Annotated in this window: 24 protein-coding genes; 9 read left to right on the forward strand and 15 right to left on the reverse strand. The window is 33.9% G+C overall.

Annotated elements, in window-relative coordinates:
- Positions 1-27: 27 nt before the first annotated feature.
- The 5 genes from FA048_RS01410 (at position 28) to FA048_RS01430 (ending at position 4235) form a co-directional block, all read left to right on the forward strand.
- On the forward strand, positions 28-990 hold the full coding sequence (locus FA048_RS01410) for a quinone oxidoreductase family protein (RefSeq protein WP_136838223.1): 963 nt from the start codon (positions 28-30) through the stop codon (positions 988-990).
- 30 nt (positions 991-1020) lie between these two features.
- On the forward strand, positions 1021-1578 hold the full coding sequence (locus tag FA048_RS01415; RefSeq protein WP_136838224.1) for a YdeI/OmpD-associated family protein: 558 nt from the start codon (positions 1021-1023) through the stop codon (positions 1576-1578).
- A 271-nt stretch (positions 1579-1849) separates the two neighbouring features.
- Complete coding sequence (locus tag FA048_RS01420; protein ID WP_136838227.1) at positions 1850-2671, forward strand: alpha/beta fold hydrolase; 822 nt, start codon at positions 1850-1852, stop codon at positions 2669-2671.
- 293 nt (positions 2672-2964) lie between these two features.
- Entirely contained in the window at positions 2965-3453 is a 489-nt protein-coding gene (locus FA048_RS01425) for an SRPBCC family protein (RefSeq protein ID WP_136838229.1), read from the forward strand.
- Positions 3454-3575: 122 nt separating this feature from the next.
- Positions 3576-4235 (forward strand): MgtC/SapB family protein, encoded by a 660-nt coding sequence (locus tag FA048_RS01430; RefSeq protein WP_225872447.1) that lies wholly within the window; start codon positions 3576-3578, stop codon positions 4233-4235.
- Here FA048_RS01430 and FA048_RS01435 read toward each other — a convergent pair.
- Together FA048_RS01435 and FA048_RS01440 are read right to left on the reverse strand one after the other, a co-directional pair.
- On the reverse strand, positions 4216-4707 hold the full coding sequence (locus tag FA048_RS01435) for an RDD family protein (RefSeq protein ID WP_136838231.1): 492 nt from the start codon (positions 4705-4707) through the stop codon (positions 4216-4218). The genes FA048_RS01430 and FA048_RS01435 overlap by 20 nt on opposite strands.
- Before the next feature lie 32 nt (positions 4708-4739).
- Complete coding sequence (locus FA048_RS01440; RefSeq protein ID WP_136838233.1) at positions 4740-5720, reverse strand: energy transducer TonB; 981 nt, start codon at positions 5718-5720, stop codon at positions 4740-4742.
- Positions 5721-5767: 47 nt separating this feature from the next.
- On the opposite strand from FA048_RS01440, the gene FA048_RS01445 reads away from it, so the two are divergent.
- Positions 5768-7195 (forward strand): L-serine ammonia-lyase, encoded by a 1428-nt coding sequence (locus FA048_RS01445; RefSeq protein WP_136839377.1) that lies wholly within the window; start codon positions 5768-5770, stop codon positions 7193-7195.
- Between the two features lie 126 nt (positions 7196-7321).
- On the opposite strand, the gene FA048_RS01450 is transcribed toward FA048_RS01445, so the two are convergent.
- The 7 genes from FA048_RS01450 to FA048_RS01480 are packed head-to-tail and all read right to left on the reverse strand — an operon-like array spanning position 7322 to position 14386.
- Complete coding sequence (locus FA048_RS01450) at positions 7322-8236, reverse strand: AEC family transporter (RefSeq protein ID WP_136838236.1); 915 nt, start codon at positions 8234-8236, stop codon at positions 7322-7324.
- Positions 8237-8266: 30 nt separating this feature from the next.
- Positions 8267-9613, reverse strand: a complete 1347-nt coding sequence (locus FA048_RS01455; RefSeq protein ID WP_136838238.1) for a DUF58 domain-containing protein — start codon at positions 9611-9613, stop codon at positions 8267-8269.
- Positions 9614-9640: 27 nt separating this feature from the next.
- Positions 9641-10621 (reverse strand): AAA family ATPase, encoded by a 981-nt coding sequence (locus tag FA048_RS01460; RefSeq protein ID WP_136838240.1) that lies wholly within the window; start codon positions 10619-10621, stop codon positions 9641-9643.
- A 2-nt stretch (positions 10622-10623) separates the two neighbouring features.
- Complete coding sequence (locus tag FA048_RS01465; RefSeq protein WP_136838242.1) at positions 10624-11805, reverse strand: DUF4350 domain-containing protein; 1182 nt, start codon at positions 11803-11805, stop codon at positions 10624-10626.
- Positions 11802-12548 (reverse strand): DUF4129 domain-containing protein, encoded by a 747-nt coding sequence (locus tag FA048_RS01470; protein WP_136838244.1) that lies wholly within the window; start codon positions 12546-12548, stop codon positions 11802-11804. The genes FA048_RS01465 and FA048_RS01470 overlap by 4 nt, the downstream gene beginning before the upstream one ends.
- 1 nt (position 12549) lies before the next feature.
- The gene (locus FA048_RS01475) at positions 12550-13434 is read right to left on the reverse strand and encodes a hypothetical protein (RefSeq protein WP_136838246.1); all 885 of its coding nucleotides are present in this window, start codon (positions 13432-13434) and stop codon (positions 12550-12552) included.
- A 1-nt stretch (position 13435) separates the two neighbouring features.
- A complete protein-coding gene (locus FA048_RS01480) occupies positions 13436-14386 on the reverse strand; it encodes a stage II sporulation protein M (protein WP_136838248.1) in 951 nt (316 codons plus the stop codon).
- 89 nt (positions 14387-14475) lie between these two features.
- On the opposite strand from FA048_RS01480, the gene FA048_RS01485 reads away from it, so the two are divergent.
- Entirely contained in the window at positions 14476-15210 is a 735-nt protein-coding gene (locus tag FA048_RS01485; protein WP_136838250.1) for an RDD family protein, read from the forward strand.
- On the opposite strand, the gene FA048_RS01490 is transcribed toward FA048_RS01485, so the two are convergent.
- The 6 genes from FA048_RS01490 to FA048_RS01515 all read right to left on the reverse strand — a co-directional run bounded on the left by FA048_RS01490 (position 15211) and on the right by FA048_RS01515 (position 19234).
- A complete protein-coding gene (locus FA048_RS01490; RefSeq protein ID WP_136838252.1) occupies positions 15211-15921 on the reverse strand; it encodes an SGNH/GDSL hydrolase family protein in 711 nt (236 codons plus the stop codon). It abuts the gene before it with no gap.
- 37 nt (positions 15922-15958) lie between these two features.
- Positions 15959-16267, reverse strand: a complete 309-nt coding sequence (locus FA048_RS01495; protein WP_225872448.1) for a DUF2752 domain-containing protein — start codon at positions 16265-16267, stop codon at positions 15959-15961.
- Between the two features lie 38 nt (positions 16268-16305).
- Positions 16306-16788 carry a DUF5684 domain-containing protein gene (locus FA048_RS01500; protein WP_136838256.1) on the reverse strand — a complete coding sequence of 161 codons (483 nt, stop codon included), beginning with the start codon at positions 16786-16788 and terminating at the stop codon, positions 16306-16308.
- Between the two features lie 119 nt (positions 16789-16907).
- On the reverse strand, positions 16908-17840 hold the full coding sequence (locus FA048_RS01505) for a carboxypeptidase-like regulatory domain-containing protein (protein ID WP_136838258.1): 933 nt from the start codon (positions 17838-17840) through the stop codon (positions 16908-16910).
- 47 nt (positions 17841-17887) lie between these two features.
- Positions 17888-18583 carry a lipoyl(octanoyl) transferase LipB gene (lipB, locus tag FA048_RS01510; RefSeq protein WP_136838260.1) on the reverse strand — a complete coding sequence of 232 codons (696 nt, stop codon included), beginning with the start codon at positions 18581-18583 and terminating at the stop codon, positions 17888-17890.
- 9 nt (positions 18584-18592) lie between these two features.
- The gene (locus FA048_RS01515) at positions 18593-19234 is read right to left on the reverse strand and encodes a 4'-phosphopantetheinyl transferase family protein (RefSeq protein ID WP_136838262.1); all 642 of its coding nucleotides are present in this window, start codon (positions 19232-19234) and stop codon (positions 18593-18595) included.
- 69 nt (positions 19235-19303) lie between these two features.
- Between FA048_RS01515 and dcd the strand changes: the two genes are divergently transcribed.
- Together dcd and FA048_RS01525 are read left to right on the forward strand one after the other, a co-directional pair.
- Complete coding sequence (gene dcd, locus FA048_RS01520) at positions 19304-19840, forward strand: dCTP deaminase (RefSeq protein ID WP_136838264.1); 537 nt, start codon at positions 19304-19306, stop codon at positions 19838-19840.
- An 83-nt stretch (positions 19841-19923) separates the two neighbouring features.
- Positions 19924-22629, forward strand: a complete 2706-nt coding sequence (locus FA048_RS01525; RefSeq protein WP_136838266.1) for a TonB-dependent receptor plug domain-containing protein — start codon at positions 19924-19926, stop codon at positions 22627-22629.
- Position 22630 lies beyond the last annotated feature (1 nt).

The following is a 22630-nucleotide window of genomic DNA, read 5'->3' on the forward strand; positions in this document are numbered from 1 at the left end:
CAACTATGTTCTAAATTATATTTTAACATGAAAGCATTAACATTATCATCATTCGGAAGTTCTGATGTATTAACATACCAAGAAGTAAACGACCCGATTTTGCAGCGTAATGAAATATTGGTAGAAATGAAAACCATTGGTTTAAATTTTGCCGATTTGATGAGAAGAAGCGGAACATATCCAATGAGAGGAAATGCACCCTATATTAATGGTTTTGAAGGAGCAGGCATCATTAAAGACAATAATGGCCACACTGAATTTAAAATAGGCGATAGAGTTGCATTTGCTGATGTGCCTTTTGCAAATGCAGACTTAGTTGCTGTCCCTTTTGAGAATCTAATTCCATTACCTAATGAAATCAGTTTTGAAATTGCAGCATCTATCATGTTGCAAGGTTTAACCGCTCATTTTTTAACATCCGATAGCCATCAAATAAAAGAAGGAGAAACTGTACTTATTCATGCAGCAGCTGGAGGTGTTGGTCAATTGTTAATTCAAGTATGCAAAATATTGGGCGCAAAAGTAATCGGCTTAGCTTCTTCTGAGAGCAAAAAGCAAATTGCTCTTTCTTTAGGTGCTGATAATGTGTTTTTATATAGCCAAGATTGGTCGGCTAAAGTTGTAGAAGTTTGTCCAGATGGTGTTGATGTAGTATATGAAAGTATCGGAACTACAATGGAGTTAAGCCTCTCCGTAACAAAAATATTGGGAAAGGTAGTTCTATTTGGGCTCGCTGGTGGAAAACTAGAACTTGGAAATCCATTATGGATTATTGCTCATTCTAAAACAATTACTGGAGGTGATTTATGGAACTATCTTACCTCGAGAGAAGAGCGACTAAAAAGATCAAAGGTATTTTTCGACTGGATTATTGAAGGGAAAATTAAAGTTGCTGCACCCACAATTTTCAAATTATCTGAAGGTAAAAAAGCCCATGATTTTATGGAAGGAAGACACAGTACTGGAAAAGTATTAATGATACCTGATTAAAGGTTTACAAATTTTCAACAGACCTATAAAATGAAACCAACCTTTTTTGCAACACCAGAAGACTTTAGAAAATGGTTAATAAAAAACCATAACAAGGAGATTGAATTATTAGTTGGTTTCTATAAAGTAACTAGCAAAAAACCTTCTATCAGTTGGTCACAATCCGTTGATCAAGCACTTTGTTTTGGCTGGATAGATGGTGTAAGAAAATCTATTGACAATGAAAGTTATACCATCCGCTTTACCCCAAGAAAAAACACAAGTATTTGGAGTGCCATTAACATTAAAAAGGTTGAAGAACTTACAAAAGCAAGGCTAATGACTACAGCTGGACAAAAAGCTTTTGATTTGAGAAAAGAAGAAAAATCAAGGATTTATTCACATGAAAAGGAAACTGTAAATCTGGATCCTGCTTATGAAGACTTATTTAAAAAGAATAAGCTTGCCTGGAAGTTTTTTGACACACAAGCGCCCTCTTATAAAAAAGTAATGAAACATTGGATCATGAGTGCAAAGCAAGAAAACACGAGAATATCTCGACTTAAAAAGACCATAGAAATAAGTGAACAACAAAAAAGGATGGAATAAATTAAGCTCCTATAACAAACTTTCTTTCACCCCTAAATCCCCTAAAGGGGACTTGGAAAGTACTACAAGATTAGTAAGACACCATATAGAATATCCGCACGTTTTTTAATTAGTAATCCTAAATATTTAAGGCTCTATTCAAAATTAAATTCATTTCTTATCATACATCAAATCTTTTAGTAATACTTACAACTTATTTTTGTTTACACAAACTGGGAGCATCTCGGTTGTCTGTTAAATAAAATAATTATCAATCATAAAACCTAAAACGATGAGTACATTAAAATTAAAAGACGGCACAGAAATTTATTACAAAGATTGGGGAACAGGACAACCAATAGTTTTTCATCATGGTTGGCCGTTATCTAGCGATGATTGGGATGCACAAATGATGTTTTTCTTAAAAGAAGGATATAGAGTAATTGCACATGATCGCAGAGGGCATGGAAGATCTACCCAAACAGCAGAAGGAAACGACATGGATACCTATGCAGCAGATGTTGCTGAACTTGCACAGGCACTAGATTTAAAAGATGCCATTCATATTGGTCACTCAACCGGTGGTGGCGAAGTAATTCGTTATGTCGCAAAACATGGTGAAGGCAGAGTTGCTAAAGCAGTATTGATAAGTGCAGTTACACCCATAATGGTACAGAACGAAAATAATCCTGATGGTGTTCCTTTAGCTGTATTTGATGGAATACGTGAAGGGGTTGCTACAAAACGTCCACAATTTTTTCATGACTTTACTGATGCATTTTATGGTTATAACCGCGAAGGTGTTGAAGCACAACAAGGGGTTAAAAATAATTGGTGGCGCCAAGGCATGATGGGTGGAATTAAAGCACATTATGATTGTATCAAAGCATTTTCAGAAACTGATTTTACAGAGGACCTTAAAAGTGTAGACGTTCCAGTATTGGTTTTACATGGAGAGGATGATCAAATCGTTCCTTTCGAAACTACAGGTGTTAGAGCCGCAAAATTGTTAAAAAATGGCAAGTTAATTTCATATCCTGGCTTTCCGCATGGCATGCCAACAACAGAAGCTGCAACTATTAATAAAGACTTGTTAGCTTTTATTAAAGCTTAAAAATATCCTATTGTCAGCTAGAACTTGTCGAAGAACTTAAAAAACCTTCGACAAGCTCGGCATGACATTCAAGGCGAAATCTCAAAATTTCTTGCCCAAATCACCCTATAAATAGTCCGTTTTGCGCCCTACTCTATTATTGGTTAAACGCTACATTTACTAGTAATAACAAGAAAAAAGCATACGTCTATTTAGCTTAGCGGTACTGATTGCAATCTAAACTCCTGTACAGGTGATCAAAAAACAGCCAAAACCAAAGTAGACGTTAATGATACTAACCAAAAAATACGGCTATGCAAAATCAAGATTTTACAACAACATTAATAGTAGACCAATCTCCGGCAAAAGTATTTGCTGCCATCAATAATGTTTGTGGATGGTGGTCTGAAGAAATAGAAGGTAGCACAGATAAATTAAATAGTGAATTTGATTATCATTATGAAGATGTACATCGAAGTAAAATGAAAATTGTAGAGTTTATTCCAGACAAAAAAGTAGTTTGGCTAGTAAAGGAAAATTATTTCCAATTTACCAAGGATAAAACCGAATGGACAGGTACAAAAATCATTTTCGAAATTTCTAAAGTAGGGGATAAAACTCAAGTCCAAATGACACATCATGGCTTAGTACCGGAATATGAGTGCTATGAAATTTGCGAAGATTCGTGGACAAATTATATCCAAAATAGTTTGAGAAAATTGATCACCACTGGGAAAGGCACACCAAATGCTGCCGGAAAACCGCAAACCGAAAACGAAAAGAAACTTAGTTCTGCAAATTAATAAGGTTGTATAATTTTACTATCACCAACCATACTCAATATAGTTTACAGCCTAAAAACTTTACTCTAATCTTAACGTTATTTAAATATTAATTTCGAACTTGTTAGCAATTCGGATCAAATATGATGAGTAACATTTTAGACAGCAATCATTTTCTTACGCAAAGCGAAGTCAACAAATTTTTAATAGCAACATTGCTTTGCGGATTAATTGGCTTAGAACGAGAATTTAGAAGTAAACAAGCAGGATTAAAAACCATGATCATGATTGGCTTAGGATCTACTTTATTTACCATTTTATCTTTAAAGATTGGCTTAAATAGCCAGGATAGAATTGCCTCTAATATTGTAACAGGTATTGGCTTTTTGGGGGCTGGTGTAATTTTTAAGGAAGACAATCAGGTTAAAGGTTTAACAACCGCTTGCGTAATATGGATTGTTGCTGCTATTGGCATGGCTATTGGCAGTGATTATTACGAACAAGCCATTGGTGTCACAGTTGTAGTATTATTGGCTTTATTGATATTTCCTTATGTTGAGAATTTCGTAGAGCGCCGTTTCACAAAAAGAACCTACCGCATTGTAAAAAGATACGAAAATGAAAGTTTAGATGATTATGAAGATTACATCAGAAATTCTAAACTACAATTAAGCCGAGGTAAACAAGAGTTGGCAAACGGCATTATTAGTGGAACCTGGATAGCAGTTGGCAGCCCGAAAAACCATAAAAAATTTGTAGATAGAATGCTTCAAGACAAAAAGATTATTGCCTTTGATTTTTAAGATTTTCAAAAAACTCAGTTTTTCTTTCCTGAAGGTTTAATACTTTTTCATCAACAACTATTGTATCAGACCAGCTATCATGCCATGGCTTGCAAGGGGCACCTAATGCGCTAAGTGCGTTAAAAGGAACTGCTCTGATGAAATTTCTAAGAATCGCTTTTTGCAAAGTTAAATTACTTCCATCTATGTTAATTGCTTTAGTTCCTGTAATTAATTTACCTAATGATTTTCCTCGAAAAACTGTTTCAATTAAAAACATAATAAAACCATATAAAACAAATCCTAATAACCTTTCTTCAATTAATCCCCTCTTCAATTCAGTTAAACTTCCAGGGTTCGATATTTCAACCAGAAAACCAATAAACATTATTACAATGTAAACGGCAGTTGCATCTATAAAATAGTTTACAAATCGTTTCATAGAACTTGCCCTACAATATTCAAGATTAATATTACTACTTTGAAGTTCCATTGAATGCGCTGCTAAATTATTGTGCCTTCTAATTATCTTGTCTTAAAAGAAATCGGGATATTATATTTAACCCTTACTGGAAGACCTCGCTGCATCCCTGGAATCCATTTTGGGGATGCCATCATTACACGAATGGCCTCTTCATCAATTGATGGGAAAAACGGTTTATCGATTTTGGCATCTACAACTTGTCCATCTTTTTCTATGGTAAAACTAACTATTACTCTTCCAGCAATTCCATTGGTATAAGCTTCTTTAGGATATTTAATTGCTCTTGATAAATATTTATAAAATTCATTGATCCCACCTTTAAATTGAGGAGCTGATTCGAATGTAGTATATTCGATAGTTTTGTCTCCAACTGTATTTACACCAGAAACAAATTTGCCAGTAACATAAGTTTCAGTATAGCTAGATTTGCCTGAAAGATATCTACCTTTCCAAACCCCTTCTTTAAAACCATCTTTGTAATCGCCTTCTTCAACCAGTTTGTCACTTTCAAATTTAGTGGTGTCTATTAAATGTCCATTACCATCTTGAACATAAACTTTCCCCAATGAATCTACCTGATAGATCAGTTTAGAGTTTTGCTCCAATTTTTTTGCAGCTTTTTTTTCGGCGGGATCCTGTTCAAGATATTCTAATTGTTTTTTCACTTTACCATTCTCAAAGAAATAATAGGCTAGTCCAACACAAGCGTCTTTTTTATAATTTATAGAACTTTTTTTCATTCCATTTTTATAAAAGCTAACAATAAGCCCTTCGTAAATTATTCTAGGCTCAAATGAAGATACTTTGCCTATTAACTTTTTAGTGCCATTTTGATAGAATTCTTTAATGTTAAATTGTTTTTCTCCAGAATCTGGCTCTTCAATTACACGAATGTAATCTGCACTATCTCGAAGCTTTACTTCTTTACCATTATTTTTAAGGAAGTAAATATTTTGTTTTTTTTGTGCACTTGCATTGAGCACTACAAAGAGGATTACACTGAGGATGAGGGCTTTTTTCATGACTGGGATTATTCGCTAATATGATAAAAACTATTGTAAATTTGCGCATGCCAAATGAACAGATTTCAGTTTTTGATATTTTTAAGATAGGGATTGGTCCTTCAAGTTCTCACACTCTAGGCCCATGGAGAGCTGCTGAACAATTTACTACATCTCTAGCAAAACAAGGTTTGTTAAGCGAGGTTGAGCAGGTAAAAATATTACTTTATGGTTCTTTGGCTAAAACCGGAAAAGGGCATGGCACAGATATCGCTATTCTATTAGGCCTGGCAGGAGGAGATCCGGTGACATTTGATGTAAACGCAATCGACAGCACCATAGCAGGGATTAAAGAGAGTCAAAAATTAACCTTAGGCGGCAACAAAGAAATCAACTTTTCATATAACGATGATTTGATTTTTCTCTTTATGGAGAGTCTTCCCTTCCATCCAAACGCAGTAACTTTTCAAGCTTTCTTAACAACTGGAAAAGCTTTTTCTGAAACTTATTACTCTATTGGTGGTGGTTTTGTAGTTAAAGATGGAGAGAATGGTAGCGAGAAAGAACAAGTAGATCTTCCGTTCCCTGTAGAAAAAGCAAGTGAACTTTTACATTGGTGTTTATCAACTGGTTTAAAAGTAAGCGAAGTAGTTATGGAAAATGAAGCTGCTTGGCGTACGGAAGCCGAAACTAAGAAAGGCATTTTACAGCATTTTCAGGTAATTAAAGAATGTATTTATAGAGGTTCACATACTGGTGGTTTTTTACCTGGCGGATTAGATGTTGCCCGCAGAGCGCAGAAATTAAATCAACGTTTAATTGGCGGGCAAACTTATACTGATTATGATAGTTGGTTACTTGCAATTAGAAATGGGGGTAATGGTTTCAACTATATTCTAGATTGGGTAAGTTGTTTTGCACTTGCAGTAAATGAAGAAAATGCAGCTTTCGGGCGTGTAGTTACTGCACCAACCAATGGTGCTGCAGGTGTAATTCCTGCTGTACTGCAATATTACATTGCTTTTTGCGATGGTTATGAAGAAGATAAAATTATTCAGTTTATTGCCTGTGCATCTGAGATTGGAAGCATTTTTAAAAAAGGAGCTACAATTTCTGCAGCTATGGGTGGTTGCCAAGCGGAGATCGGGGTCTCTTCTGCAATGGCAGCCGCAGCCTTAACAGAAGTTTTGGGCGGCTCACAGCGTCAAGTTTTAATGGCGGCAGAAATTGCCATGGAACACCATTTAGGCTTAACCTGCGACCCTATTGGCGGCCTGGTGCAAATTCCTTGCATCGAACGTAATACCATGGGTGCCATTAAGGCGATTACCGCTAGTCAATTGGCATTACAAAGTAATCCTGATAAGGCAAAGGTGAGCCTAGATGCAGTGGTGAATACAATGTGGGAGACTGCTTTAGATATGAATTCTAAATACAAAGAAACATCTGATGGTGGTTTGGCAACCAATATACCGTTAAGCTTACCTGAATGTTAAATTAGTCATTTGCTCGTTGGTTCATTAGGTTAAGCAATCTACTTTTGTCATTCTGAATGAGGTGAAGAACCTATTTCTTAGAATTCAAACCTACGGGTTCCTCCTAAGTCGGAATGACAATTGATATTAAAATAATCCTAAATAAGTTAAAATCACATACCAAATTCCTGTTGAGATAAACGACAAGGCTATCCCTACCCCAACTACGAGATTAGAAAGTTTTGGATTAAGATTATATTGATCTGCAACAATCCCTGCTGTAACTAAAGTTGGCATTGCAGCTTCAAAAATGGCAATTTTAGGCACCATACCTTTAAGTCCAAATAGTAATGCAACAATGCCAATTAACAACGGAGCCAACATTAATTTGTACAATAGAGCAGTACTGATATGTTTAATTTCACTTGCCCAACCTCCAAACTTTAATTGTAGACCAACAGAAAATAAAGCTAATGGACCAACAGTTGCGGCTATTTTATCGAAAAACTGATCTAATGGGGAAAGGTCAATAAAGCGGGGTAAAATCAATGCCAGTACAAATCCCCAGATTGGTGGAAAAGTAATCACTTTTTTGATTAAGATCTTCGCTTCTAATTTTTGATCTTGCGATGATCTAATGGCTACAAAAATACCAATGGTTGATAAAATAGCAAAAGTTATCTGATCGCAAATAATGGCAATGCCAATTTCCTTTTCGCTAAAATAAGCGGTGATTAATGCAAAACCCACAAAAGAAGTATTACTTAACAAGGCAGTTAATTTTAAGCCCCCAAGTGTTGCTTTACTAATTTTTTTATTGCTGGCGCCATAAATTGTAATGTATAGCCAACCGAAAGCCCATACTAAAATTGGCGATAATGCTAAAAAAAGCAACTCGGGTTTAAAATCTAAATGGGGTAAATATTTAAAGGAAATGGCAGGTAAACCCAAGTTGATAATCCAGGTATTGATACCTTTGTGTGCATCTTTTGGCAATGAACCAGATTTTCTGAAAAATATACCTGCTATAATACAGATAAAGATGAGCAAAAAGTTAGACATCGCTTTTTTTGTCAAATATAACAATCAGAATTAAATCTGTTGCCTAGCTTTAATTGCCAAATACCTATTTACTACATTAACAGTTAAGTTTTGTGGCTGCGTTAATAAACTTAAAATGCCATGTTTGGTTAGTTCTTTAATCATCAGTTTCTTTTCAAAAGCAAACTTCTCTGCTATAGTTTTAATGTAAATTCCTTCTACATTTTGAGCAGGTTCTTCACTTAAAGATTTTAAAGTGGTATTTTCAAAAAACACCACCAATAACAAGTGAAATTTTGCAATGCGTTTTAAAAAGGGCAATTGTCTTTCTAAGGCAGACATGCTTTCGAAATTGGTAAAGAAAACAACCAAGCTTCGTTGCTTTAAAGCTGCCCTTACACTAATGTACAAAGCTTCCATATCTGTTTCTAGGTAGCGGGTTTTCTCTTTGTACAATACTTCCATTATTTTGTTGAGCTGCGTTGGTCTTCTATCAGCCGGCACCAAACTTCCTGTTTTTTCAGCAATGGTAATCAGCCCTGCTTTATCTTGTTTTACCAATGCCACACTACTTAAAATTAGGCTTGCATTAATGGCATAATCTAATAAGCTCAATCCCTCAAAAGGCATTTTCATTGCTCTAGATTTATCTATAATACAATAAATATGCTGGGCTTTTTCATCAGTATAAGAGTTAACCATTAAATCGCCTTTTCGAGCAGTTGCTTTCCAGTTAACAGTCCTATAATCATCACCAGACACATAATTTTTTACTTGATCAAATTCCATGCTGTGCCCAATTCTTCTCATTTTTTTAATCCCAATATCTGTTAATCGATTAGATACTGCTAAAAGCTCATATTGCCTCAACTTTAAAAAAGAGGGATAAACAGGTACAGTTTTTTCGGTGCCAATATTAAACCTTCTACTTAACAATGCCAAAGGCGATTGCACGTACAGTCTAGAAATTCCAAAATGATATTCACCACGTTTTGTAGGACGTAAATTATAAGTAATTATTTTTTGCTCACGAGATGACAAGCTAGTAGAGAACCAGATGTCTCTTTTTTGAAACTGAAATGGAATTTCATCTATAATACCAACAGTTACTGCAAAAGAATAAAAATTTTCTAGGTAAATTTTGAGTTCATTTTCATCGCCATTACTTAAACGATCAGGAATTTCTCTTCTTAAAAAAACTCCTTTATCATTTCTGTAAAGGATAAATAAATCAACAGCAACTAAAACTATTAAGGCACCAAAAAAGAAGTAAGGCAGATCACCTAAAAAAGATAAAAAGAAAGAAAACAAAAACAAGGCTACACTTATACCCAGCGCAATAAATAACCTTTTACCTAAAAATAGGTCTGTGTAATATTTTCTAAAAAAACTTTTCATTTTAATTGCTATTCGCTTTACGAAATACTATCTAGGCACTTCTATCTTTTTAATAATTTGGGCAACAATATCTGCAGCAGTTAAGCCTTCCATTTCTTTTTCCGGACTTAACATAATTCTATGGGCTAAAACTGGCGCAGCAACTTTTACAATATCATCTGGTGTTACGAAATCTCTACCAGCCATTGCTGCAATTGCTTTTGCCCCATTCACCATAGCTAAAGATGCCCTTGGTGAAGCACCTAAATAAAGTGATTTGTTATTTCTGGTTTCATGTGTTATCTGCGCTGCATAAGCCAGCAATTTAGCCTCAACAAATAAAGCTTTAATTGTAGCTCTTAAGGATATGATTTGTGCTACAGATAAAATAGGTTTAATCTCTAATAACTGATCTTCTGTCTTTTGTTGATGCTGATTAGTTAAAATTTCTATTTCTTCTTCCAACGTAGGATATTTGACCTCTATTTTAAATAAAAAGCGATCTAGTTGTGCCTCTGGCAAACGGTAAGTTCCTTCTTGTTCTATAGGGTTTTGAGTAGCCAAAACCATAAAAGGTTCTTCCAGTTTATAAGTATGTCCATCCACTGTAATTTGGCGTTCTTCCATTGCTTCGAATAGTGCAGATTGCGTTTTTGCAGGTGCACGATTGATTTCATCTACCAAAATAATATTACCAAATATCGGCCCTTGTCTAAACTGAAACTCTGCTGTTTTTGGACTAAACACTGCTGTTCCTAAAACATCCGAAGGCATTAAATCTGGTGTAAATTGAATCCTAGAGAATGTTGCCGAAATAGATCTGGCCATCAGTTTTGCGCTTAAAGTTTTGGCAACACCAGGCACACCTTCAATTAACAAATGTCCATCTGCCAATAAACCAGCAATTAATAAGTCTATCGTATCTTTCTGACCAACTATTATACTGCCTAATGATTGTCGAATTTGCTCTACTGCTATATTTAACTGGGTTAAATCAGTTCTTTGATTAAACATCTCGTCTTGTTCCATATTTATTGGTCTAGTTTATAAAATTGCTCTATTAATTTATTTAAGCGTATCAATTGTTGATCGCTCACAGTATGTCCTGCTTTTAAATAATTAATCTCTGTTAAAAGTTCATCAATTATATCCGCAGTTGCACTAGAAATTTTCACTAAAGATTCTCTGAACTCTTGATTTATATCTGTTGTTTTTAAACGATACTTATTACGGATATATGCTAACAAATACATCACTTTCTTCTCCGCGATATCTCTATTATTTCGTTGCTGATAATAAACTCTACCCACCACATTTACAAACTCTACTGATGTATTTTTAAGTCTATCGATTACTGGGATTATCCTTTGTCTTCGTTTAACCTCATACAGCACAAAAGCAATTAAACTAAATAGAGCAATATAATAGGCCCATCTTAATTGATCGTATTTAAAAAGCACCCTAAGTGTTGAGCTATCTTGAGAATTTTTCCTTGTGAAATGCTCATCCCATAAAAAAGTTTCGGCATTTGGTAAATAAGAAAATGCTTTAGCTGCGTAATCCATTCCATCTTCCCTAAGCAAACTGTAATTTGTTAGCAACTGTGGATTTGGAAGAATAAATAGCGACCCCTTACCAAATTTATACTGAACAAAATTTGCAGTTGAATTTTGTTTTTGCCCTAAAACAATTGCTTTAGCAGTATCAATTTTCGAAAAGTATTGTTCACTAATTCCTTTATCAAAATAGTAATCATATTCTCTCTTTAGGGCTGGGTTAACAAAGTTGATCGGATACTTTCTCTTATTCTGAAAATTAAAATCAGATACAATATTTAGCTTTAAAGTATCTAACAAAATTCCTTTTATTTGATAAGCAGCGATAAAAATATTGTTGCCCGACTGCATATATTTTACCATTTGTTGATAATCTAACTTATCTACGCTAAGGGTAGATGCTATGATAAAATAATTAGATTTCCCAGAAGCCCGTTCTTTAATGTTGTTGTAAACTGCAGATTGTACTGGCTTTACTTTTGTATTAGGAAATATATCATTGATACGCTGGCGTAAAATATAAGTGCCAAAAGGAATTTTATCTTCTGATAGATAGGTAGGCGACCAATTTGTAGGCTTAGGTTTAAAATATTGTGCAACTAAATAAGCCACAATTAAAATACTTCCAATAATTAGATATTTCTTTAATCCATTCATGCTGTTTTCTGATTAAACTGTTGAAAAGATTGATGAATTGTCTCGAAAGTATCTTTATCAATATGGAATTCTCCATACCAAATGTATTCGAATTGATTAGTTAGAATAGTAAAGTCTTGCTGATAAGTTTGGTTGGCTAGTTCTAAAACATAGGTTTGATTTGTTTTCTCAGGTTGCCAATCTATTAATTGTTTATCTGTTAATTGTTTTAAAGTTTTTAGGTATAAAAGACGAACTACTAAACGATAATTCCCACTCTGCAGGGCGGCAGTTAACTGTTCGTCAAAATCAATTTCATGGATATTCTCTAAGCTCTCTTCAAATGGTACTTCGAGCGTTTTAGATTTACCTGAGAGCAACTTATAATCTAATCCTATAAGTTTAAATACTGCAAATACAATTAATGCAATTACTATAGCTATTAGCAAGTATTTAATAATACTGCCAGATGTTTTACCCCTTAAAAGTTCACCAATTATTCGCCAAATCCAATGCCAAAACCTATCCCACCATGATAAGGACTTAGGAGCAACATCATCATACATAAACTCTTTTTGCTTGCTATAATCTGTTATAGATTGCTCATCAAATTTACGTAGTGAAACTTTACTGCTATCTATTTTTAAAATCAATGGCTTTTTTACCACAGCAACTTTTGTGGCAACCCTTTTTTTTTGCAAAACCGTTGCTTCAACACCTAATGTGCATGTAAAAAGAAGTAAAGCAAGTAACAGTAAACGCATTTTAATATTCCTCTTGAATAGAATTGTCTTGTTCTGACTCTTGCCCTAGTTCTCCCATTCTTTGGAATAAGCCAAAATTCTCTTTACGCTCAACCAAATTGCAATAAATTAATGTTGAGCAGATAATCGGGATGATCATAAATAGGTAAGAGATATGTTGTGAAACTGCTGAAATAACAGCGTAGGCATTAGTTATTGTTTTTTCACCCTGTGTAAATGCTCCAATCATCATAATAATAATTGCTGGCAATTGTACTATTGTACTAAATGCATAAAATATTACATAGATAACTAATAAAACCGCAGCAGTAATCCACCACTCATTTTTCAATAATTTAAAAGAACGATCAAACGAATGAGAAAAACTTCCATTTTCTAAGATCATTATTGGTGCAAATAATGAAACAGCAGGAAAAACATATATCCCTGGCAATAAACACAATACAAAACAAATTGTGATAAAAATTGAAATAAGAATACCACTACCCATCATTCTAAAAAAGTAATATTTAAAGTAGGCCCAAACTTCAGAAACAGTTGGTGCAACCTTTCCCTTTTCTATATATAAAGCAACGTAACTTAAAATAGAAACATACATGGAAGTGTAGCTTAAAATCATAAAAATAATAACCAAGAAGTAATTGAAACCAACATTGTACAACATTGATCTGGGGCTATCATCATAAGTTGAACCTGCAGCTTGGCTAATATTTACCATCTGCACTTGGGCAAGTATAGAACTTAACATTCCACCCACTATAAAAATACCAGTTAAACTGAAAAAAGACTTCATTAATGGTTTAAAGTTTTGCTTGATAAATAGGAAGGTGTCTCCTATTAAATCTCCAAATTCTCGTAATTTTCTAAATTCTACTTTCTCTTTCATTCTAGGTATTTTGAGTGCGTTTATATAAAATAATGGGGTAAATAACCACGTACCAAATCATAAAAATTAATGACCCAGCTAAAATACTAATGCTTAACCAAATTGGCATTTCGGTATGGCGTGTAATGTAACTTTCGAAAAATGCTGCTAATAAAATAATAGGTACAAGACCCAAGGCTATTTTAGTAGCGTCTTTAGCACTGTTTTTAAAGGCAACTAAACGTGTATAGGTTTTTGGGAAGAGCAAGCCATGGCCCAAAACTAATCCGGCACCACCAGCAATAATAATTGACAAGATTTCTAGAGTTCCATGAATCCAAATCACTAAAATAGATTGGGCACCTAAGCCTTTGCTAAAAAAATAATATTCAAAAGCACCAAGCATGATTCCATTTCTAAGGAGAAAAAAAACTGGGCCTATCGAAAAAATCACCCCACTAGCAAACATCACTAATGATACCCAAACATTGTTGGTAGCAATTTGAAAGAACATTTCAAATTCTCCTGTTTTTTTATAAACACCAAAAGGATCTCCTTTTGCAATGTTCTCATTGGTCATATTTACATAACCATCACCCATAATTAGGCGAACAAAACGATCATCATATTTAGCTGATAACGCCCCTATGCTACAAGAGATAAAGAAAAAAATAAATGAATACAGGATTTGCTTACGGTATTTATAAAACAATAAAGGTAATTCGTATTTCCAGTAGCGGATAAATCGACCACTTTCTTCCTTTTTATTTTTATATATGGCTTGGTGGAGAACAGAGGCTATACCATTTAAGTAAGCTGTAGTTCGAGATTTAGGATAGAAAGTTTTTGCGTAGGCTAGATCATTTGTAATATCTATGAAACGATGTGCCAATTCATCTGGATTATTTGTTTGCAAGTGCTCATACATTTTCCATTTTTCGGAATTCTGCTTTACAAACAGTGCCTCTCTCATAAATAGCTAAATTTTCCAGTTAAATTTCCGTTAAAATAAAACAAAATTTTAATTAGTCAATAAAAAATAAAAATCATATAATTGAAACCATGGAAACAGTTAAAGTAAATACCAGTCAACATATAGATATTGATTATCCAGTAGCAGGTTTAGGTGAACGTGTTGGTGCAAGGTTAATAGATTTTGGACTGTTTGTAGCTGTATTTCTTGTTTTTTTAATTCTATTTTCTGTAATGGGGATTATAGCTAGTGGTGGCATTGTAATTACCATAATGCTTATCATTTATGGCGTTGGTTTTGTCTTTTATGATTTGCTTTGTGAAATTTTCATGAATGGACAAAGCATTGGAAAACGTTTATTAAAAATAAAAGTCATCAGCCTTGATGGCTCACAACCCACTATTGGTCAATATTTTATACGTTGGATTTTTAGAATAGTAGATTTTACCCTAACCCAATGGCTAGGTGCATTAATTTGTGTTGCAGTTACTGACAATAAACAACGAATAGGAGATATTGTTGCGGGTACAACATTAATTAAAACAGTACCCCGTACTCAATTTCAGCATATTGCATTTCATCCAGTAATAGAAGAATATATTCCTGTTTTTAGTAGTGTAAGCCAAATGAAAGATAGAGATATTGAGCTGATACATGAAGTTTTAACAACTTATCAGAAAACCTTTAACCATGATTTAATTTATCAGATGGCAGCAAAAGTTTCTAATTATTTAAGCATTGAGATTCCTTCAAATATGAACGAGCTTGAGTTTTTAAAAACGATAATCATGGACTACAATCAGGTAACTTCTAAAGCTGTCTGATTATCTAAAAGCCTCAGCAACTGCATGCGCTACTTTTGCAGCCCATTCAGCATACATTTTATCAGATGGATGTAAACCATCAGTAGCTATCAGCGATGCATCTGTTGCTGCGTTTCTAGAAGCTGTAGTAATATCAGTATAACTAAGCCCTGCTGCTAAAGTTTCTTCTTTATTAATGGCATTAAAAGCATCAATTTCTGAAGATATGGCTTGAATATTTCTGCCGCTCCCCTTACCAAAAGGAGTTACGCCCCAATCTGGTATAGATACAACAAAAACATGTTTCTTATTTTTACCAGCAAAGTTAATTGCAGTTTGTAAAAGTGCTTTGAATTCTGTACGATATGTTGTTACTGAATATCCTCTATATTGATTATTTACCCCAATTAATAAGGTTACGATATCATAATTTTGAGTGATATTTTCTGTTTTAATTGCAGTCTGAAGTTCATCTGTAGTCCATCCTGTTTTTGCAATAATTTTGGGATTTACTGCAACGTTTATTTTTTGAGCTTTCAGCTTCGAAACAAGCTGGTAAGGAAAGGATTCTTTTTGGGCTACCGATTCCCCAATTGTATAAGAATCTCCTAAAGCGAGATAGGTTAATGCATCGCCATTTTTAGCCGCAGAAGTATTGATCATTGCTTGTTCAGTATTTTTATTGCAGGCCAATAATAAACAAAAAGACAATAAAATAGCATAAAATCTCATCTTACAATTTACGAAAAAACATAAGTAAAAGATTTTTTTAATGCAATTGGTGAGTAGCAATTTTATAAACATAGTTGATCACTACAATTGCTCCAGTTGTAAAATACATGATTTTAAGAAGCTTAGATTCTGTATTCTTTTTTAAAATGGAGACTGAAATACCCGCAATTGCACTCAATAGAAAAGGAATTGCTGGTGGATATAATTGGAAACTCTCTAAAAAATTTCCTTGAAATAAAGCTAGAACAGAACGTTGAAATCCACAGCCAGGACAATCTAAATGTGTGAGGTATTTAAATGGACAAGGGATTAAAAAAATATCCGCTTTGCCTAAAATATAAGACAAAGCGGATAAAATATAAATAGTTATTACTTGCAAATTAATTAAACATTACCACCACTTTGATCTGTTGGTGGTTGGTTGAAAGGGTTATTTGGATTGTTAAAATTATTATTGCCAAACGAATTCTGAGCTTCTGCAGCAGATGGACCTAAATACTTTGCACTTCCAAAACCTAAAATTGGCCAAAAGATAAAGCCTAAAAGCACTAGACCAACGGTAAAACCTTCTTCTTTACCAAAGCTTTTTGAAATTAGATTGTAAAGCCAAATCACAAATACAAAGTTAACGCAAGGTATTAAGCACCATAATAGCCAAATCGTTGGTTTGCCAACAATTTCTATCATAATATAAATATTGTAGATAGGAATAATTGCAGCCCAACCTGGTTTGCCAGCTTTTTCGAATGTTTTCCACATTCCTGCAAGTGCAATTACAATAACTGCAAGATAAATAATGATAAACGTAGCGCCAATACCCGCAAGGATACCCGCCCCTTCTGAAGAGTAATCTGATGAATAATCCATAAAAAAAATTTGTTTTAGTTTTAAGTTAAGTAAAGATAATAGTTAAGCCAAAGAATCAAAATTTTTAAGAGACTATTTTGAGTGCTTTAACACATGCTTTAGTTATAAATTATCAACTTTTATTGACAAACCTGAATCGTTGCTTTTATGAGGAGGTCAACATTTACTTGTCGTTTATTTTCTCTTATGCCGACACCACCAAAGTCTTTGAACCAATTTTTATTAGCTAAATATTTGGTATAGGTTAGGCCATAAGCTGTGTCAAATCTTTGAATGATTTCTGGACCATAATAAGTAAATGATTTGCCCTTCGTTTTGGTGCCATCTGCATTTTTAACATCGTAAGTTATACTTTGTGCAGCGTATTTATCATTTTTGATCCATTCTACAGCAACCCAAAATCCATTTTCCGGAACGATTAAGTTAAACGATGAAATATCGAAAGCATTCCAGGAATTTTTCTTACTTGCAGCAAATTCAATCCCTTTGCTCATTATATCCTTGCCAGGCATTCCTTTTTCATTTTCATAAACTCTAATTCTAAATGGGGCGTCGAACATATCATTGCCGAGATAAAAATAAAGCGTTTTAATATATGCTATTTCATTACCTACATTTTTCATAAAAACCGCTCTTTGTAAACCTGGCCTCTGTATCATTTGATTAAAAAAGGTAATATCTCTACCTTTCTTCTTCACAATCCCTATTTCTTTATCTACCCATTTACCTTTACCAATTTTCACTTCATTTAATTGAAAAATAACTGGCATAAGTTCATAAACAATTTCTGAAGAAGATTGTAAGTTGGTGATGAATTTTTCCAGATAACCAACACAGGATATTTTAATTGTGTCTGTTTGTTTTCCTTTTATCAGATTTAATTCAAAAACTCCATCTTGATTGGTTTGGGAGCCGGTTTTCGAACTGAAATTTTCTAAATTAACATATGGAATGGGTAGTCTTGTACTTGCGTCTAAAACCTTACCCATTAGTTTAATTTGCGCAAATGAAATTATGGGAAATACTAAAAACAGTAAGGTAATTTTTTTCATGAAATAGAATTGATAAAAGCAAATTATCAATAGAGAAATGCAATTAACTAAATTAATTCCATTTTAAAAAGAAACGCTATATGGTTTTTCAATTTACCTTTCACTTCTTCAATATCTAATTCTTTTCCGAGCTCTCTTTGCATAGAAGTAACATCTTTATCATCTATCCCACAGGGAACAATATGTTTAAAATAGTTGAGATTGGTATTAACGTTAAATGCAAAACCATGCATGGTTACCCAACGGCTACAACGAACACCCATTGCACAAATTTTTCGAGCTTTTTCATTATCAGCATCTAACCAAACACCAGTAAAGCCAGGAAAACGTCCCGCCTCAATACCGTAATCGGCCAAAGTTAAAATTACTGCTTCCTCTAGAGTTCTTAAGTACAAATGTATGTCGGTAAAGAAATTATCTAAATCTAATATCGGATAACCCACAATTTGTCCAGGACCATGGTAGGTTATATCCCCTCCTCTATTAATTTTATAATAAGTGGCTTTTTTGTATATCAGGCCTTCTTCATCAAGCAATAAATTCTCTGGTTTACCACTTTTGCCCAAAGTATACACATGAGGATGCTCATTAAAAACAAGATAGTTTGGAGTTTCAACAGTAGTATTTTCAGTTCTATTTTTGGTTTTTAAAGCAACCGTTTCATTAAATATTGCTTCTTGCCTATCCCAAGCCTCCTGATAATCAGTTAAACCCCAGTCAATAAATTTTACCTGTTTATTCATTCTCTCAAATTAAGCTACAACATATCCCAACATGTAACCATCTTTAGTTTTAAAATAGTTAACTGTTAATTCTTTTGTGCCGCTAGGCAATTCAACAAGTGCCTGCAAAGCCCCTTCATCTTTTAATTTAAATGGCTTAATATGAATGTGCTGCTTAAACTCTAAACCTTTCTTACCATGCCATTTGTAAATTGCTTCCTTAGCACACCAAGCAACGTATAAGCCGTTGGTATTATCTCCTATTTGCTTTTGTGCGAGCTCAACATCTGAAAGAAATTTGTGCTTAATGCTCTTGATTTTCATTTTGATCAATTCTATATCAACCCCTACCTGTTTGCCTTTGCTAATAATTACAGCAGCATAATCATAAGAGTGGCTTAAGGAAATATTGCTATCAGAATTTACCAAGTATGGCTTTCCGTGTTCATCCATTTGGCAATCGATATAATCTTCCGTATTAAGCATTGTTCTAAGCAACAAACGCGTACTTAACCAATGCAAGGCTCGCTTCCCATTACTTAAAGATGCTATTACATCAAGTTCGTGCTGTTTAAGCTGTAAACCAGAAAGAAGTTCTTCTTCAGTCTCTTCAATTTTCCATACTGAAAGTACAGAATCGTCATCGATTTTTTTATTAAAAACTACTGGCATCTCTTATTTAGAAAATCAATACAAAAGTATCTTAAATTAATCATAATTTAGCCCTAAATACTTCATAAAATGATACTCTCAGACAAACATATACTAGCAGAAATTGAAAAAGGCACTATCATTATCGAACCTTTTAATCAAGACTGTCTAGGCACCAACTCTTACGACGTTCACTTGGGTAAATATCTAGCGACCTATAAAGACAGGGTTTTAGATGCCAAAGCCCATAATAAAATAGATCATTTTGAAATTCCAAAAGACGGTTTTGTATTACAACCTGGCACATTATATCTTGGTGTTACCTTAGAATATACGGAAACACATGCGCATGTTCCTTTTTTAGAAGGAAAAAGCAGTACTGGTCGTTTAGGCATAGATATACATGCTACCGCGGGCAAGGGTGATGTTGGTTTTTGTAATACCTGGACATTAGAAATCTCTTGTGCACAACCTGTTCGTATTTATGCAGGAATGCCTATAGGGCAGCTTATTTATTTTGTTGTTGATGGAAATATTGGAAATATGTACAATACAAAGAATGATGCCAAATACAATAATAAAACTACTAAACCAGTTGAAAGTATGATGTGGAAAAACAACTTTTAGAAAATCAACTAACTTTTTAATTCATTTATTTCAATAAAGCCTTATGTTTTTGTAACTTAAGGCTTTATTATTTTACCTATTTTATGAAAAGGAATCTACTTATTATAACCATTGCGCTACTTAGCTTATTTAGTTTTTCTGCATTTATTAGTGAGGACGATCCTTTTGCGGCTTTGCTCAAAAAACTAGAAGAATTTACAAAGAAATATCCTCAGGAGAAGATTTACCTACATTTAGATAAACCTTATTATGCAATTGGCGATGATATTTGGTTTAAAGCCTATGTTGTTGATAGTAGAACCTCAATGCCTTCAACCATTAGCAATATTCTTTATGTTGAACTCATAAATGAAAGAGATTCTGTTAAAAGACAAATTAAACTACCAATGGAAAGTGGTATATCTTGGGGAGATTTTAAGCTACCTGATTCGCTTAGTGAGGGAAATTATAGAATTAGAGCGTACACACAGTGGATGCGCAATGCTGGCCAAGAGTTCTTTTTTGACAAAACTGTTAAAATTGGTAATTCTTGGGCAAATAAGGTCTTTACTAAAACCACAAATCAATTGAGTATTGAAGGCAATGCCGAAAAAGTGGTTAGTACAGTACAATTTTTAGATAAAAATGGTAAGCCATATCAAAATAGCGAAGTTAATTACGAAGTGCAATTGAGTTCGAGAAGTATTAGTAAGGGAAAAGGAATAACTAATGCGAATGGCGAAGTACTCATCAATTTCACCAACAATCAACCAAACATTTATAAATCGGGCAAAATCACAGTTGCGCTTACCATGGCCGACAAGCAAAAAATTATTAAGATTATTCCTATAAAAAGCACTTCCACATCAACTGACGTTCAGTTTTTTCCAGAAGGTGGTGGTTTAGTAGAAGGCTTACCAAGTAAAATTACCGTTAAATCGATAAATAGCAATGGATTAGGGGAAAACATTTCTGGTAGAGTGGTAGACAATGAAAATATGGAAATATTGAAATTCGAGACAAAATACCTAGGCATGGGTGCCATGATCTTAAACCCCTTAGCTGGCAAAACCTACAAGGCTATAGTTAAATTGCCAAATGGAACAGAAAAAACTATCCCCCTACCAAAAGCAGAACCTAGTGGCTATGTATTAACCGTTAATAATACAGATAGTGTTAAAATGGCTATAAAAATTATGCTTACCACTGATTTGCTTGACAAGGGAGATCTAAATTTGGTTGCACAGCATAATGGAAATGTTTATTTCTCTACCAAAATACCTTCAGCAAAACAACTTATTTCAGTAAATGTTCCAAAGACTGAATTTCCATCTGGCATAGTTCAACTGACTTTATTTTCTCCAACTAATTTACCTGTTTGCGAACGTTTAGCATTTGTAAATAATACTTTAGATAAAATTGATTTATCAGCAGAAAACTTAAAATCATCTTATGCTAAACGAGGAAATGTAGATTTTAACTTTAGGGCTTTAAACGATAAAAAACCTGTACAGGGAAGTTTCTCTGTAGCCGTTACCAACGAGTCGATTGTTACTCCAGACCCAGAAAATGAAAGCAATATTCTAACTAGCCTTCTGCTTACATCAGATTTAATAGGTTATATAGAAAAGCCAAATAGTTACTTTTTAAATGACGATTTAAATACCCGAAAAAAATTAGATAATCTGTTACTAACTCAGGGTTGGAGAAAAATCAATTGGAAGAACATCATTAACAACCAAAACCCGGCAATCAATTTTCAACCAGAAAAAAGCATGAAGATTAGTGGAAAAATAACTAAAGGTGGTAAACCTGTAGTTAAAGGGAAAGTATCCCTATTTTCTTCATCAGGTGGTTTTTTTGCTACAGATACGTTAAGTGATGAAAATGGTCGATTTAATTTTGATCAGATTGCTTTTGGAGATAGCACAAGATTTATTGTACAAGCTCGTACCGGTAAAGAAAATAAAAATGTACAAATAGATTTAGATATAGTGCCCAACCAGCTAGTAACAACTAATAAAAACACTGGGGACGTTGAAGTAAATGTAAACTCAACTTTAATGCCCTATTTAAGTGAAAGTAATAAATATTTTGATGAGCAAATGAAGAGGGGCTTCTTGAATAGAACAATAATGTTAAAAACAGTAAATATTGTAGAGAAGAAGAACCCAGCTCCAAACTCTCAAAACCTTAATGGTGCCGGTCGGGCCGATCAAGTAATTACAGCTAAAGAATTAGAAAATGTTTCTTTCCTTTCTCAATATTTACAAGGAAGAGTTGCAGGAATAATGATTACAAATGGCAAACCTTATTCTATGAGGAGTATGGGCGCAAACGGTAGAAGCCCAATGGCGATAGTTTTAGATGGGATGAACATGGGATCTGATTTTACTTTAGATGATATTAATGTAGTTGATGTTGAAAGTGTTGAAATTTTAAAAAGCATAGGCAATACCGCAATTTATGGCTCTGGGGGATCTAATGGCGTAATTGTAATTACTACAAAAAGAGGCGCAGGTACAGAGAGTAATTACAGCAGATATACTCCTGGCATTGTAACTTATTCACCAAAGGGATATTACGGGGTTAGACAATTTTATTCTCCAAAATATACAGTAACACCTGATGTTAAACCAGATTTAAGAACCACAGTTTATTGGAACCCACATTTAGTTTCAGATCCAACGGGTAAAGCAAATCTTAATTATTTTAACACAGACCAACCAGGCAATTATAGAGTAGTTATAGAGGGAATTGATGCTTCAGGGAATTTAGCTAGAAAGATTTTCAATTACCAAGTGAAATAAC

The sequence above is a fragment of the Pedobacter polaris genome (assembly GCF_005116505.1).
In the GTDB taxonomy this organism is placed as follows: Bacteria; Bacteroidota; Bacteroidia; order Sphingobacteriales; family Sphingobacteriaceae; genus Pedobacter; species Pedobacter polaris.